Here is a 14681-nt window from a genome sequence, read left to right on the forward strand (position 1 = left end):
CCGCCCTGCCTGAAGAGCTAATGCCGGGGCCGGATTCGGTCACCTGATTTCTTGCAGCCGATTTCTTGCCGGCGGTTTCCTGCCGGCGGTTTGGTACCGATGATTTTTGCGGCGGCGACGGCGGTTTCAGCCCCGCCGCTTGGCAGCGGGCCGCCGGCACCCCATATCGGGAGCGGAAGCGGAAATCCGTCCCGCAACGGCAAGCCGGCAAAACGTGTGTCGCCAGCCGTCCGCCCGGCGGCGAACGCTGTGGCGAACGGCAAGCCTGCCGCAACCGGTGTGTGATTTCTCTTTTCCAGACGCGCCGTCCGGTCTTAATATCCGGTGACGGCACAAAACGGCGGGTGGGTTCAGGCCAGCGTGCCAGCATCGCCGGCCGCCCGGCACTTCGGAGGGAGAGGGGCCATGATGACTGCCATTATCGCGACCGCGATCATTGCCGCCGTGACGGTTGCCGCCGTTCGCGCGGCCCGCAGGCCGGAGCCGGTGAAGGTGCCTGTGCGCAGCCGTCGCCGCCGCTGAGCGATCCGGCGGGGAAATCAGGCGCGGCCGTTCGCCCGGCCGGACAGACGGCATACGCCGCTGCAATGGCGAGCACAGGCGCCGGCGCACCTGCGTCTGACGGGAAGGCTGCCGACGGGGAGGGCTGGCGGTGTCGCACATCCTTTCATGTAACGGGCTTTCAGGTAACGGGCTTCTTCCGGGTCATGTGCTGGCAGCTGATGGGGTTGCAGGTGGCGGGCTTGCAAGTGGCGGGTTTGCCGGTGACCGGGCCGGGTCCGTCCCGCCCGGCTTTTCCGCGTTGCCGGCGAGCGAAGTCTACCGGCTGATCGAGCCCGGCCCCGTGGTGCTGCTGACCACCCGCGCGGAAGACGGCGCGGCCGACGTGATGACGATGTCGTGGCACATGATGGTGGAATTCGTGCCGCCGCTCATCGCCTGCATCGTGTCGGAGGGCGATTACAGCTTTCAGGCGCTGGATGCCACGGGCGAATGCGTCATCGCCATTCCCGGCCTTGAACTGGCGGAAAAGGTGGTGGCCATCGGCAACTGCTCCGGCCGGGACACCGACAAATTCACCACGTTCGGCCTGACAGCGCTGGAGGCGCAGCGCGTGCGGGCGCCGCTCGTGGGCGAGGCCTTCGCCAATCTGGAATGCCGCGTGGCCGACCGCACCCTGAAGGCGAAATACAACCTGTTCGTGCTGGAAGTGGTCGCCGCCTGGCGTGACGGGCGCGATCCGGCGCCGGCCACCATCCACCACCACGGTTACGGCCGCTTCGTGGCCGACGGTGCGCCGCTGACGCTGGCTTCGCGCATGCCCTGAGGCGGCGCACAGAAATCCCCGCCCGCGTTGATACCCCTCAATTCGCCCCCGCGGTGAATGCCCCAAGCTGCCAACCAAAAGCGGTGGGCAGCGCAGAAGCCCGCAAGTGAACCGGCGCTGACGTTTCCACCTGAAACTCTCGGGAGACGGATCATGGCCGACCAGCCGAACCTGACAATAGCCCCGGAAGACGTGTGGTTCGTCATTTCCAGAACCCGCCAGTTCGAGGCCCGCGACGCGGTGGCGGCCGGCGATTCGGGCTCGGAGGCCGACGGCGAAGGCAGCCACGGCCAGCTCGCCGATCTGCGCTCCGATCCGGTGCGGGCCGAACTCATCAGCTTCATCCGTGGTCTCAACGAAGACGAACAGATCGATCTCGTGGCTCTGGCGTGGCTCGGCCGCGGCGATGCCGATATCGACGGCTGGGACGACCTGCGCAGCGAGGCCGAGCGCGCTCATAACAACCGCACCGCCAGCTACCTGCTCGGCATTCCGCTGCTGCCGGACTATCTGGAAGATGCCATGGAGCAGTGCGGCTATCCGGTGGAGGAACTGGAGACAGACCGGCTCTGAGGCGCCATTCCGTCCGCTTGCCCACGTTCGCTTGCCCACGTCCGCTTTCGCCCGGCCGGCTGCGGTGTCTTTACGCAGCCGGGCCCGGTTCGTCCGCGGCAGGGCCTGAGGCAGGACCTGAAGCGGCGTGCCCGGACCGGAGGGCGTCCGTCAGGCCTCCGGCACGTTGGCTTCCAGCTCTTCCAGCCACAGGCGGCCGTTGCCGTCGGACGGTGCGCGCCAGTCGCCGCGCGGCGAAAGCGAGCCGCCCGATGAGATCTTCGGCCCGTTCGGCAGAGTAGAGCGCTTGAACTGGCTGCTGAAGAACCGCCGCAGGAACACCGCCAGCCAGTGGCGGATCTGCGGCAGGTCATAGGCGCAGCGCTCGGCGGCCGGCAGATCGGCCGGCCAGTTGCCGGCAGCGGCATCGCGCCAGGCATGTTCGGCCAGAAAAGCGATCTTGGACGGACGGAATCCATAGCGCGTCAGGTAGTAGAGATTGAAGTCCTGCAGCGCATATGGTCCCACGATTTCCTGCGTGGACTGAATGGTCCGCCCGTCGGTGGCCGGCACCAGTTCCGGCGAGATCTCGGTGGCGAGAATGGCGGCGAGCACGCGCGCGGTCTCTCCGCTCACGTCCCCGGATGCGGCCACGAAACGGATCAGATGCTGGATCAGCGTCTTCGGCACCGAGGCGTTGACGTTGTAGTGGGACATATGATCGCCCACGCCGAAGGTGCACCAGCCGAGGCCGAGTTCGGAAAGATCGCCGGTTCCCACCACGAGGGCATTGTGGCGGTTGGCGAGGCGGAAGAGATAATCCGTCCGCAGACCGGCCTGCACGTTTTCGAAGGTGACGTCGTAGACCGGCCGGCCATCGGCGAAGGGGTGATGCATGTCGGCCAGCATCTGGCGCGCGGCGGGGCGGATGTCGATTTCCTCGCCGCTGACGCCCAGCGCGCGGATCAGCGCCCACGCATTGGCCTTGGTATCCTGCGAGGTGGCAAAGCCCGGCAGGGTATAGGCCAGCACATCGCGCCGGTCGCGGCCGAGCTGGTCCATGACGCGGGCGGCAACGATGAGCGCCTGCGTGGAATCGAGCCCCCCCGACACGCCGATGACGAGCCGCGGCAGCCCGGTGGAGGCCAGCCGGCGGGCAAGACCCTGAACCTGAATGTGATAGGCCTCGTAGCAGTCTTCCCTGAGCCGCGCGGCATCGGCCGGCACGAAGGGGAAGCGCTCGACCGTGCGCTCAAGGGCCACCGCACGGGCCGGTGCATCGAGGCGGAACAGGGCCGTGCGGAACGCCGGCGTGGCGGCGGCCTCGTTGCGGATGCAGTCGCCATAGGTGTTGAGGCGCATGCGCTCCTGCCGCAGGCGGCCGAGATCGACGTCGCCCGCCGCCATCACCGCGCCGTCGGGAAAGCGCGGGGTTTCGGCCAGCACGGTGCCGTTCTCAAACACCGCGGCATGCCCGTCCCACGCCAGATCGGTGGTGGATTCGCCCGGCCCGGCGGCCGAGTAGACATAGGCCGAAACCGTGCGGGCGGCATGGGCCGCGCACAGCAGACGGCGGGTATCGGCCTTGCCGATGGTGATGTTGCTGGCGGAAAGGTTGAGCAGCACCTCCGCACCCGCCATGGCCGCCCATGTCGAAGGCGGCACGGGAACCCACACATCCTCGCAGATTTCGATGTGAAAGGTGAACGGCACCGTGCCTTCGGAGCGGAACAGCAGGTCGGTGCCAAACGGCACGCTCTGCCCGGCCACGACGATGCTCTGCCCGCTGACGCCCGCGCCGGAGGTGAACTGGCGGCGCTCGTAGAACTCGCGGTAGTTGGGCAGATAGACCTTGGGCACCACGCCCAGCACCCGGCCGCGATGGATCGCGACGGCGGTGTTGTAGAGCCGTCCGCCGTGGCGCAGCGGTGCGCCGACCACCAGCACGGGAAAGAGACCAGCCGAGGCCTCGGTCAGGGCCTCAAGGGCGCGGGCCACACCATCGTCGAGCGCATCCTGAAACAGCAGGTCGTCGATGGCATAGGACGACAGGCCGAGTTCGGGAAAAACCAGAACGGCGACGCCCGCCTCATGGCCGCGGGCCGCCAGTGCCAGCGTTTCGCGCACCGCATGGGCCGGGTCCGTGACCGCGCCGGGCGGCACGCAGGCGGCAATGCGGATGAACTCGTGGCTGTAGAGAGAGCGGAAATCCGTCATCGCCGGCAACGCGGGTTCCTGAAGGGGCCATGTTCGGCCGCAGGCGCACGGGGCCTGCGGCAGCGCGAATCTCTCTTAACGCCCCCGGCGCCTTTCATCCAGTCCGCCGCCGCGCGCAAGGGGCGGAAAAGAAAATCCCCGCCCGCCCGGTGCCGCACCTGCGGGCCGGCGTGACGGGGACGGCTGCCCCCCGGCCCGCTCCCGGGGCCGGGGAAAGCCCCGCAGGCCCGCCCGGCTTTCGGCGCTTCAGCGCGCGGGCCGGTGCGGAGGCCGCGTTCAGCGATAGACGAGCACCGGAATGCTGGAGTGGGTCAGCACCTTCACCGTTTCGCTGCCCAGCACGACGGCGCTGAGGCCCTTGCGGCCGTGGGAGGCCATGGCGATGAGGTCGGCACCGGTTTCGGCCGCCGTGTCGATGATGGCGCGATAGGGCTCCTCGCTTTCCACCTGCAGCGTCTCGATGGCAACGCCGCGGTCGCGGGCCTTGTCGGCAATGGCGGAAAGCACCCTGGCGGCGGCGCTGTGCACCTGCTCTTCGTACTCATCGCGCGAATAGGCGATCTGATTGACGCTGGTGGCGAACACATGGAACGGACTGACCACGGTGAGGGCCGTCACCTTCGCACCCAGCGCCTTCGCCAGATCCAGCCCCTTGTCCACGGCAACATCGGCCAGAGGGGAGCCATCGGTCGGGATGAGAATGTTGCGGTACATTATTTCCTCCATACCCGTTTTTATTTTTGGTAGGCGAGGATATCACGTTACTCGTTGATGGAAATCAAGCACCGGGAAGAATTTCTTCCGCTGTGCCGCACCGGTTTCTCCGGCGCCCGCTGCGATGGCGCCGGCCTGCGGCAGCCGGCGCCATCGCGGCGCAGACCCGGCCGGCCGTGTTCGCGCCGGCCGCGAAACCGGCCTGTGCCGGTTGCCGGCGGCAAGGCGTTGCGGGCGATGCCGGGCGGCTGAGGGTTCGCTGAACAGCGCGCCGGATTCGCTGAACAGCGCGTCATGGCCCCCGCGTTCCGATGCGGCGCGGGGCGCCCGCGCTGTGGTGCACCGGCCCGGCCACACCCGCGAAGCCGTGTCCGGCCGGGTGTGTGCAGTCCTGCTGCCGATCCGATACCGCCGGTTCCCTGTCGCCCGTTCCCTGCTGCCGATCCGCCGATGCGGTCCCGAGCGGCGTCAGCGCTCGAAGATCAGCGGCACGGTGAGCGTCAGGGTCGCGCCGCTGCCGACATCCGGCGGCGGGGCGGGCAGCGGGCTGGCCCGTTTCAGCAGCTTCTCAGCCTCGCGGTTCAGGGCGCCGTTTGCCGCCGGTCTGGCGATGCGTGCCGACAGCACGTTGCCGCTGCGGTCGATGGTGAAGGTGACGCGCACCGTGCCATCGGTTCCGCCGGGCGGAAAGCGCTTGCGCCGCTCCAGATGCAGCATCACGCGGCGGCGCCAGCCATCCTCGGTGCCGCCGGCGCCGGCCGCCGCCGGGCCGCTGCCGCCGTTGCCGGCCACGCTGGCCGCAGCGCCGGCCTTCGTGCCTGAACCGGCGCTGCCGGCGGCCCCGGCAACCTTCGCCGTGCCGGTGGCCGGCCGCGCGGCCACGGCACCGCTCGGGCCCTCAACCGCCGGTGTCCGGGGTGTGCGCGTCTTCGCTGCGGTGCGCGCAGACTGCACCGGGGCGACCTTCCTCACCGGTTCCGCCGTCCGCGCCGGCTTCGGGGCGACCGGCGCGGCGGAGGCGACCGGCGGGGTTGTGCCGGAGGGGGCGGGGTCTGTCGCCGGTCGGGGAGCCGGGGCTGCGGACTGCGCAGCTGCGCGGCTTCCGGCGGTGCGGTTGGCGGCGGTCGGGGCAGGCGGTTCGCTCGCCGCGCCGGCCTCCGGCCCGGAGGCGGTCTTCTCCGGTGTCGTCGCTGCAGGCGGCGTCTCGGTCGCCCGCTGCGAAGCTGCGCTGCGTTCTGCGGTGCGGTTGGCGGCAGGCGCGGCGGAAGGCGGCGCCGCCGGATCGGCTGCGGGAGCGATGCTCTGCGGTGTCGTGGCCGTGCGGGGCGGGGCGGTCGCCGGCTGCGAAGCGGCGCTGCTTTCGGCCGTGCGGCCGGCTGCGGTTTGGGCGGGCGGTTCGGCCGCCGTGTCGGCGGCAGCCGCGGGACCGGTCTGCTCCGGTGGCGTCGCAACGGCGATTGTCGCTGTCGCGGCGGGCGAAGGCGCGCTGTCGGCGGCCGTGCGGCCGGCGGGCGCAGCGGGCGGCTGGGCCGCCGTGCTGGCCGCGGCGGTGTCTGCGCTCGCGGCCGGTGTTGTGGCGGCGGCCTTTGCCGGTGCGGTTTGCGAGGGGCGTCCCTGTCCGGCCGCGCGGTCTGCGGAGGCCCGTTCGGGTGCGGCGCCGGCTGTCGTCGCCGGCGCGGGCGACGCTGCGGGCGCATCCGCCCGGCTGTCCCCGCTCTGGGGCGGCAGGACAGGCAAAACGGCGGAAGGCAACGCGGCGGAAGGCGATGCAGCGGCAACCGGGGCCGGGGATGCCGGGGGGGCGACATCGTCGGCCGGCGCGGGTCCGGTGGCGGGCGCAACGGCTGCGGCGGCGGGCAGCGCGGTTTCCGCAGGGCTCGGCGGTGCCTCTGGCGGTTTTACCGGCTGTGCTTCTTGCTGGCTGACCGGCTGCGCCTCTTGCTGGTTGACCGGCCTCACCTCTTGCGGCCTCGCCGGCTGTGCCTCTTGCGGTGCCGGCGGTGGTGCTTCCGGCAGGTTCGCCGGCGGCGCTTCCTGTCCCTGCGGCGGCGCCGCGCGGCGGGCTTCTTCCGGCAGAGGGCCGTCGTCGGCCGGCGGGGCGTCATTGCGTTCTGCGGCCGGCTCGCCGGCGGTGTGCGTATCCGGTGTCGCGGGCGCGGCGCGGCCGGAAGGGCCGCCGTCGCCGCTGACCGGGGCGGGATCGCGGGCGCCGGGCGCCCCGTCGCCTTGTCCCGGCACGCCGACGAGGACCACATCGATGACGCCGCCCAGCGTGCCGGCGGGCAGCGGCGGCACGGGGCGGTTCAGCATCAGCCACAGCACGCCGGCATGCACGCCCGCGGAAAGCGCGAGGGCGATCAGCGGCAGCAGCAGCGGACTGCGCACCCGTGGCGGCGGGCCGGCCGGTCCCGGGCCGGCAGCGTGCGGCGCCGGCGCGGATGCCGGCCAGTCGCCGCCATCCGGCAGCAGGCGCCGGGCGGCCAGATCCAGCGTGCCGCCGGCGCCTTCCGCCCCGCCGCGCACGGGAAAGGGAATGATCGTGGCGCCGGCGCCGCGGGCTGGCGATGAGGGCGCCATTACCGGGCCCCCTGTTGCGGCTCCGGCCGCGCAGGTGCGGCGGGGGTCAGACGCGACCACGGCACCACGAAGGCCTGTTCGCCGTGCCGGCCGCGCGCCAGCGTGATGCCATAGACGGCCGCCGCACAATCGTCGCTCAGAACGGCCTGCGGCGCGCCATCGGCAACGATCCGGCCCGCGGCCATGATCACCAGCCGGTCGCAGAACCGGGCGGCGAGCGTCAGGTCGTGGCTGACGGCAACCACTGTCCGGCCCTTGCGGCTTTCTGCCGCCAGCCGCTCCATGATCTCGATCTGGTGGCCGGGATCGAGCGCGGCGGTCGGCTCGTCGGCCAGCAGGGCATCGGCCTCCACCGCAAGCGCGCGGGCAAAGCGCACGCGCATCCGCTCGCCGCCGGACAGCGCATCCATGGTCCGGTGCGCCAGATGGCCGATATCGGCGGCCGCCAGTGCGGCGGCCACGGCGGCGGCATCGGCCGGCGAGGGGCCGGAAAACCCGCGCTGATGCGGCAGGCGGCCGAGGGCCACCACATCGGCCACCGTCATCCGCCAGTGCACTTCGCCGCCCTGTGCGAGGAAGGAGAGGCGGCGGGCCCGCTCGCGCCGGCCGATCGTCTGCGCGGCGGCACCATCATAGGCAATGCTGCCCTGCACCGGCGCCTCCAGCCCGGCCAGCGTGCGCAGCAGCGTGGACTTGCCGGCCCCGTTCGGCCCGATGAGGCCGACGAAGGCGCCGGGCTCAAGCGCCAGAGAAACGCCGGACAACACCGGAGCGCCGCCCAGCCTGACCGAGATGTTGTGCGCTTCGATCCGCATGACGCCGCCCCCTTCAGAAACGCGCCGGCCCGCGCCCGATGAGCGCGATGAGGAACGGCGCCCCGACGAGGGCGGTGACGACGCCGATCTTCAGTTCCGGCTGCACCGGGATGAGGCGCACCAGCAGATCGGAGGCAAGGGTGAGGGCGGCTCCGGCAAGGCCGCTTGCCACCAGCAGCCGGCCGGGCCGGTGGCCGGTGAGGGGGCGCATCAGATGCGGCACCACCAGCCCCACGAAGCCGATGGAGCCCGCCACCGCCACCGCTGCCCCGACGCACAGCGCCGAGCCGGCGATGACCAGCGCCCGCACCCGCCGCAGACTGAAACCGAGGCTGGCGGCGGTCTCCTCGCCGAGCGTCAGGGCATCCAGACCGCGCGCGGTGGCCAGCAGCACCAGCCAGCCGGCGGCCATCATCGGCACCACCAGCGCCACCGCATCGGGATTGCGATCGGAGAACGAGCCCATCAGCCAGAACACGATTTCCGTGACGGCATAGGGATTTGGCGAAAGGTTGAGGGCAAGGGCGGTGAGCGCGCCCCCGAGGCTGTTGAGGGCGACGCCGGCCAGAATGAGCGCCGCGGTGCCGCTGGCCCGCCCGCCCAGCGCATAGATGAGGGCGGTGGCGACGGCCGCGCCGGCAATGCCGCCCAGCGGCAGCGCCAGCGCGGCAACGCCGGCAAGGCCCGAATAGAACACCACCACCGCGCCGAAGGCCGCAGCCCCCGAGACGCCGATGATGCCGGGGTCGGCCAGCGGATTGCGCAGGAAACCCTGCAAGGCCGCCCCTGTTATGCCGAGGCTGAAGCCCACGGTGAGCCCCAGCGCCGCGCGCGGCAGGCGCAGGTCCGCCAGCACCAGCGCACCGAGCGTGTCGCGGCCGCTCAGCACATCGGCCAGCGCGGCCGGCACATCGAGCGGGGCCGGGCCCAGCAGCAGCGAGGCGGTTGCCAGCAGCGCCACCAGCGCGGCGAGAAGGCCGAGCAGCGCGCCGTGGCGGCGGGAAAAGCGGGGTTCGGCCGTCATTGCGTTGCCTTTTCCGCGGCAACTTCGCGGGCAGCCGCCGACAACAGGCGCACGGCGGTTGCCACGCCGGGGCCGCCGCAGGTCCAGTATTTCGAGGGCATATCCACCAGACTGGCCTGCGCCGCCAGCCGGATCAGCGCCGGGTGGTGGCGCAGTTCGCCGGCCAGCGCCGGGGCGCCGTCGGGATCGGCATCGAAGATGAGCAGATCCGCCCCGGCGCGGGCAATGCGCTCCAGCGGCACGCGGTCATAACCGGCAAGGCCCTGTTCGGCGGCCAGATTGACGAGCCCCGCCTTCTGCATCACGTCATCGGCCAGCGAGCCGGCGCCGACCGTGAAGCCGTTGGGGCTGACCACGATGGCCCTCAGCGGCGGCTTTCCGGCCGGCGGGGCGGCGGCCAGACTGGCGGCAATATCGCGGTTGATGGCCGCCCCGCGCTGCGGCTGGCCGATGGCGGCCGCCACCTCGGCAATCTGCGCCTCCACCTGCGCAATCGTGGCCGGCACCGGCAGCATCAGCAGCGGCACGCCGGCGCGGCGCACGGCAGCCACCTCGTCCGGTGCGGTGAAGCGGCTGGCGATGACCAGATCCGGCCGCAGGGCCAGCACGGCCTCGGCACTGCCGTGGTGACGCGGATAGGTGAGACCCGCCGCGGCATCGGCCGACAGCATGGGGTTGGCGGAAAGCCACGTCAGCCCGGCGATCTGGTCGCGGTCGGCCAGTGCCATCAGCAACTGATCGGCGCACAGGTTGAGCGAGACGATGCGGTGCGGGCGCGGCGGCGCAGCCGCCCCGCCGGTCCCGGCCGCCAGCGTTCCGCCGCCGGCCGGCGCGGCGGCGCACAGTGCCGCGCCGAGCACGACTGCCGCTGCCATCCGCCGGCCGCGCCGGCTGCCACTGCCCGCCATCGTCCGCCTCCCCGCGCCGGTTTCAGAAGCGGAACTTCATGCCCGCGTAGCCCGCGCGGCCCGGCGAACCGTAGCTCCACACCTGCTCGTATTTCTCGTCGAGCAGGTTGGTGACGCGGGCGAACACCTGCGCATGATCGTTGATATCGTAAGAGCCGGCAAGATTGATCAGAGTGTAGGAATCGAGATTTGTGTAATAGGTGTCCCATGTGGAGGTGTAGCCATAATCCCACTGCGCGCCGTTGAAGGCGACGGAGGCGTTCACGTTGGCCTTGCCTTCAAGGAACTTATAGTTAGCCACCAGACTGGCCATGTTGCGCGGGCGGCGCACCAGCGGATTACCTTCGGCATCGTAGCCGTCGGTGTAGGTATAGGTGGCGGCCAGCGTCAGATCTGTGGTCACCTGCGCGTTGGCGGAAAGTTCCACGCCCTGAATGCGCGAGGTGCCCGGCACGTTGACGGAGGTGGTGCCGGTGCCGGTGATGAGGTCGGAAATGAGCTGCACGAAATAGGTCGCGCCCAGCACCACGCGGCCATCCCATAGCTGCTGGTCGACGCCGAAATCCCAGCCCGTGGCTTTTTCCGGCTGCAGGTCGGCATTGCCCTGATAGGTGTTGGTATAGCCGTAGAGCTCGAACAGCGTGGGGTTCTTCACGCCGGAACCGATCGAGGAACGGATCTTGGTGCCGGTCTGGTCGAACAGATAGGCGGCCGTTGCGCGGTAGGTGGTGGAGTTGTCGAACAGCTCGTTCTCATTGAACTGTACCGAGCCGGTCAGGAACAGCTTTTCCAGCACGCCCAGCTGATACTGGCCGGTGAACGTGTTGTTCCAGATCGAGTGGTCGAACGTGGAATAGCCGGTATCGCCGTTGGCCTCGTCGATCTCGCGCAGGGCGCCGAAGGTCAGAACGTGGCTGGCATCGGCGAGCGCATCGGTATCGAAATTGACGTTCGACTGATAGTCGTAGCGCTGCATGGTGCCGACATAGCTGGACGTATAGACATCGTCCTGAAAATAATCGTTGCTCTGGTCAGTGTAGCTGGTGCCGAAAATCTGCTGCCAGTGACCGTCGAGCAGCGACAGCGTGCCCTGTGCCCGGCCGAAGGTCTGGTTCAGCCGGACATCGGAACCGACGAGATCGACGGCACCGACGCCGCCCTCGAAGGTGTCGAGATCGGTCAGGGCCTGCGTGCGGCGGGCAACGACATCGAGGGTGAAATTCTCGGAAAGATCGGCTCCGATCTTGGCCGTGGCGGTGCCGTTGCGGAACGAGTCGTCTTCCGGATTGCCGCGCCACGCCGCGGCTGCCGACACGTTCTGCGAGGTGATGCCCGACAGCCCGAGCAGATAGTTGACCCGGTCGTTGGCGCCGCTCACCGTCAGGCTGCCATCGGCGGTGCCATAGGTGCCGCCTTCGCCGCGCACCACGATTTCCGGCTTTGAAAGGTCGGTGCCCTTGCCCTTGCGCGTGACGATGTTGATGACGCCGCCGACGGCATCGGAGCCGTAAAGCGCGCTCTGCGGGCCGCGCAGCACTTCCACGCGCGCGATGTCGGTGGCCAGCAGGCTGGAGAAATCGAACTGCGACCCCATCGCCGGATCGTTGACGACGATACCGTCGATGACGACCAGCGTCTGGTTGGCCTCCGAACCGCGGATGCGCACTTCCGTCATCTGGCCGGCCGGGCCGGTCTCGTTCACCGACACGCCGGGCACCTGCCGCAGGGCATCCTGCACAAAGCGGATCTGCTGGCGCTGCATCTGCTCGCCGGTGATGACCGTCACCGCACTGCCGACCTCGGTGGAGGGCGTGTCGGTGAGGTTGGCGGAAATGGTGATCGGCTCAAGCTCCAGACCGCCCGTGTCCGGCTTTTCCTGCGCAGCCGTGGTCTGCGGGGCAACGTCTGTGGCGGCCGCATCCGCAGCAGCGGTGGCCTGGGTCTGGTTCCGGGTCTGGCTCGCGTCGCCGCTGCTCTGGGCGCGGGCAGGGCCGGGCAGGGCCGCGGCAAGCATGATGGCCGCGGAGGCGAGCAGCACGGAACGCGCGGGAAGGGATGAGCGAACCGGAAGAACCGGGCGAACCGGAAGATCCCGGCGAAGACGTGAAACGGAACGATGCGCCGCAGGCGCGGCGCTGGAGGAAAGACCCGGCATTGGGACCTCGGTCGGGACGGCTGTTGCACATCACCGCGATCCAAGTCCCGCCCGGCCTCCCGGCAGGAGGCGAGGGAACTACCGGTGGTGCACCCCGCCCACGGTCGTCGCGTGTGAAACACGGCTGACGGCAGGTCTCCTGGCTGATGGGTCATCGCTCCCGCCACCTTCCCAGAGCCATCGGGCTCCAGTGGTCGCCGGCGGAACGCTCGCCACGCACAGTTGCGGGGGCAGCCGCAGCTCCGTTCCGCCGCAAAGGCGGTCCGTCCTGCATTCCCATTTGATCCCCGTGGGGAACCGTCCGGCGCACTGTAGGAAGCGGCAGCAAGGCGCGTCAACCGTGGCACATTGCCGGCCCTGCGCAACGCCCGCTGATTGTTGCGCCGGCGCACCACCGCGGCAGGTGCCGGCGCGGACCGCGAACGGGCCCGGCAGCGGGCAACGACAGAGCGGGAAACGCGGGTATTGAAAGGGCGGGCTGTGAAAGAAGAAAGGCCACCCTGTCGCATGGCGACAGAGCGGCCTGCAGGAAGCACGGCGATCGGACCGGACAGCCGAGGCAGGCTGCACCGTGGGAGGATCGGGCGCCAGCACCTCACCCTGCTGCGCCGCTCTGGCGCGCAGGCCGCCGGTGATCCGCCGTGCCGGACGCCGCTTCACGCCCTCAGCGCAATGCTGAAGGCCCGGCGCCCTCAAGCGAAGCCGGCCGTTGCCCCCGGCGAGACTTCGCCCCTCGCACCCCGGGCCGGCCAGCGCGGAAAGGGAGATGCGCGCGGCCCCGGATACGGATCGTTGCCTGACAGGCTGCCGGCGGCGCCCGGGTAGGGTGGGCGCACACGCCGGCCGGCCAGCCAGACCGGTTTATCGGGGCCGGTCCTGCCCGTGGCAGACCGCAGCCCCTTTCACGTCATGTCTCAGCCCAGCGCGGGCAGACAGCGGACAATCCGGTCGCGAACGCATTAACCGGCGGCGAGGGGCCTGCCCTCATCTGTTTCGTCCGCCAGCTTGTTCCACGGCCTCATTTCATCCGGGGCCGGGGCGTTCGCCTGTCTCCGTCGCTGCCATCATCGGGCGGAACCGCGCCACGGAAGGTTCCATATGCCTGTCCGTGGCGCTCCGTCTCTCGCATGCGCTGTTCTGTCGTGCGCTGCCGGGCGGTCTTTTCCTGCGCCCGGTCCTGTGCGCACACCCTCTTGCTTGCGTTCTGACCTCTTCTCGCGTTCAGTGCGCCGGCCCCTTATGCCGGCTTCACGGCGATCGTCTGTGCTTCTTCGCGGGCTGCCGGGATCTTCGGCAGGCGGATGGTCAGCACGCCCCGGGCGAAACCCGCCTCGATGGCCGCGCGATCAACCCCGTCCGGCAACCTGAAGGACCGTGCGAACGTGCCGTAGCGCCGCTCGCTGACGAAATAATCCCTGTCCTTCTCTTCCCGCTCATCCCGCTTTTCAGCGCGGATGGTGAGAACGCCGCCGGTCACCTTTACGTCGACATCCCCGGCCTCAAGGCCCGGAAGCTCGGCGGTGATCTCGTACTCGCCCGCCTTTTCGGCCACATCCACCGCCGGCATCATTGCCGCCTTGCCCGTCGGTGCGAACGGCCACATGGCTTCGGCGGGACGGCGCGCGAGCGCTGCCAGACGGGCAAAGGCCGGTGCATTGAACGGGTCGGCAACGAACGCCCCGGGCTCAAAGGCCTCGAAAAGACGCTCGGCTTCACGCCGCATTTCCTCGAAGGGACCGCCAGCCACCGGCGCAGCAGAGGCCATAGCCTTGCCCTCAGCCGGGGCATTGACTGCCACATTGGTCGTGTCGGCCATAATCGCTTTTTTCTCCCTTGTCCTTATCCCCCGCACCGCATGGCAATGACGCCACAAAGGACCGGCCACCCGGCAACCAACCCGCGTATGCCGCGTCTGCGACAGCCCGTTTCGGGGGCAATCGGCCGGGGCACCCACTGCGGCCCTGCTCGGTTATGGGGCCAAGGCCGCAGCATCGGGTGGCATTGCAGGTCGCCTGTCCGGCTGGAGGGAACCAAACCGGCAGTTCAGACCGGGCGGGCGGGCATGTGTGCCGCGCGTCCTGTCAGCGCTTCTCGGGAGAGGGAAACAGCCACGCACCTCCCGCCGCATCGCGCTGCCATCCGGCCCTGTAGCTGGCAGGTCCGGCGGTCCAGCGACGTGGCGGCGGCCCGGAGGGGACGATGCGATCCGCGGCGCAGACGGGCGTCATACCACGCGAGAAGCCGGCCGAGGGCAGGATCGATCAGACCAAGGGTGGCACGCATGGCCACCGCGCATTGCGATCGTCCGTCAGCCCTTCAATTGAGGACATCCGCTTGCGGATATCCGCCGTTCCCGGGGCGTGGCCCCGTTCAGGCCCGCGGCTACCGATCG

Annotated in this window: 10 protein-coding genes and 1 riboswitch; of the genes, 2 read left to right on the plus strand and 8 right to left on the minus strand. The window is 70.1% G+C overall.

Annotated features, from left to right (window positions below; translation table 11 throughout):
• Nucleotides 1–802 precede the first annotated feature (802 nt).
• Nucleotides 803–1327 (plus strand): flavin reductase family protein, encoded by a 525-nt coding sequence (locus V7067_RS02380; protein ID WP_334174267.1) that lies wholly within the window; start codon nucleotides 803–805, stop codon nucleotides 1325–1327.
• Nucleotides 1328–1480: 153 nt separating this feature from the next.
• The gene (locus tag V7067_RS02385; protein WP_334174268.1) at nucleotides 1481–1900 is read left to right on the plus strand and encodes a DUF3775 domain-containing protein; all 420 of its coding nucleotides are present in this window, start codon (nucleotides 1481–1483) and stop codon (nucleotides 1898–1900) included.
• Between the two features lie 150 nt (nucleotides 1901–2050).
• Here the strand turns inward: V7067_RS02385 and V7067_RS02390 are convergent, their stop codons facing one another.
• The 8 genes from V7067_RS02390 to V7067_RS02425 form a co-directional block, all read right to left on the minus strand.
• A complete protein-coding gene (locus tag V7067_RS02390) occupies nucleotides 2051–4096 on the minus strand; it encodes an NAD(+) synthase (RefSeq protein ID WP_334174269.1) in 2046 nt (681 codons plus the stop codon).
• Nucleotides 4097–4372: 276 nt separating this feature from the next.
• The gene (locus tag V7067_RS02395; protein WP_334174270.1) at nucleotides 4373–4822 is read right to left on the minus strand and encodes a universal stress protein; all 450 of its coding nucleotides are present in this window, start codon (nucleotides 4820–4822) and stop codon (nucleotides 4373–4375) included.
• A gap of 456 nt (nucleotides 4823–5278) precedes the next feature.
• The gene (locus V7067_RS02400) at nucleotides 5279–5692 is read right to left on the minus strand and encodes an energy transducer TonB (RefSeq protein WP_334174271.1); all 414 of its coding nucleotides are present in this window, start codon (nucleotides 5690–5692) and stop codon (nucleotides 5279–5281) included.
• Between the two features lie 1694 nt (nucleotides 5693–7386).
• Complete coding sequence (locus V7067_RS02405) at nucleotides 7387–8202, minus strand: ABC transporter ATP-binding protein (RefSeq protein ID WP_334174272.1); 816 nt, start codon at nucleotides 8200–8202, stop codon at nucleotides 7387–7389.
• A gap of 13 nt (nucleotides 8203–8215) precedes the next feature.
• Nucleotides 8216–9226, minus strand: coding sequence for an iron ABC transporter permease (locus tag V7067_RS02410; protein WP_334174273.1), 1011 nt, complete (start codon nucleotides 9224–9226; stop codon nucleotides 8216–8218).
• The gene (locus V7067_RS02415) at nucleotides 9223–10101 is read right to left on the minus strand and encodes an ABC transporter substrate-binding protein (protein WP_334174274.1); all 879 of its coding nucleotides are present in this window, start codon (nucleotides 10099–10101) and stop codon (nucleotides 9223–9225) included. The genes V7067_RS02410 and V7067_RS02415 overlap by 4 nt, the downstream gene beginning before the upstream one ends.
• A gap of 55 nt (nucleotides 10102–10156) precedes the next feature.
• The gene (locus tag V7067_RS02420) at nucleotides 10157–12172 is read right to left on the minus strand and encodes a TonB-dependent receptor (RefSeq protein WP_334174275.1); all 2016 of its coding nucleotides are present in this window, start codon (nucleotides 12170–12172) and stop codon (nucleotides 10157–10159) included.
• Between the two features lie 228 nt (nucleotides 12173–12400).
• Nucleotides 12401–12606, minus strand: a riboswitch (cobalamin riboswitch).
• 920 nt (nucleotides 12607–13526) lie between these two features.
• Nucleotides 13527–14105 carry an Hsp20/alpha crystallin family protein gene (locus V7067_RS02425; RefSeq protein WP_334174276.1) on the minus strand — a complete coding sequence of 193 codons (579 nt, stop codon included), beginning with the start codon at nucleotides 14103–14105 and terminating at the stop codon, nucleotides 13527–13529.
• Between the last annotated feature and the right edge of the window lie 576 nt (nucleotides 14106–14681).

The organism is Pseudoxanthobacter sp., assembly GCF_036822375.1.
Taxonomy (GTDB): Bacteria; Pseudomonadota; Alphaproteobacteria; order Rhizobiales; family Segnochrobactraceae; genus Pseudoxanthobacter.

Excerpts from the sequence above, each read along its gene's own strand:
- V7067_RS02385 (WP_334174268.1), top strand. The coding sequence starts at position 1,481 with ATGGCCGACCAGCCGAACCTGACAATAGCCCCGGAAGACGTGTGGTTC.
- V7067_RS02390 (WP_334174269.1), bottom strand. The coding sequence starts at position 4,096 with ATGACGGATTTCCGCTCTCTCTACAGCCACGAGTTCATCCGCATTGCC.
- V7067_RS02395 (WP_334174270.1), bottom strand. The coding sequence starts at position 4,822 with ATGGAGGAAATAATGTACCGCAACATTCTCATCCCGACCGATGGCTCC.
- V7067_RS02405 (WP_334174272.1), bottom strand. The coding sequence starts at position 8,202 with ATGCGGATCGAAGCGCACAACATCTCGGTCAGGCTGGGCGGCGCTCCG.
- V7067_RS02410 (WP_334174273.1), bottom strand. The coding sequence starts at position 9,226 with ATGACGGCCGAACCCCGCTTTTCCCGCCGCCACGGCGCGCTGCTCGGC.
- V7067_RS02415 (WP_334174274.1), bottom strand. The coding sequence starts at position 10,101 with ATGGCAGCGGCAGTCGTGCTCGGCGCGGCACTGTGCGCCGCCGCGCCG.
- V7067_RS02425 (WP_334174276.1), bottom strand. The coding sequence starts at position 14,105 with ATGGCCGACACGACCAATGTGGCAGTCAATGCCCCGGCTGAGGGCAAG.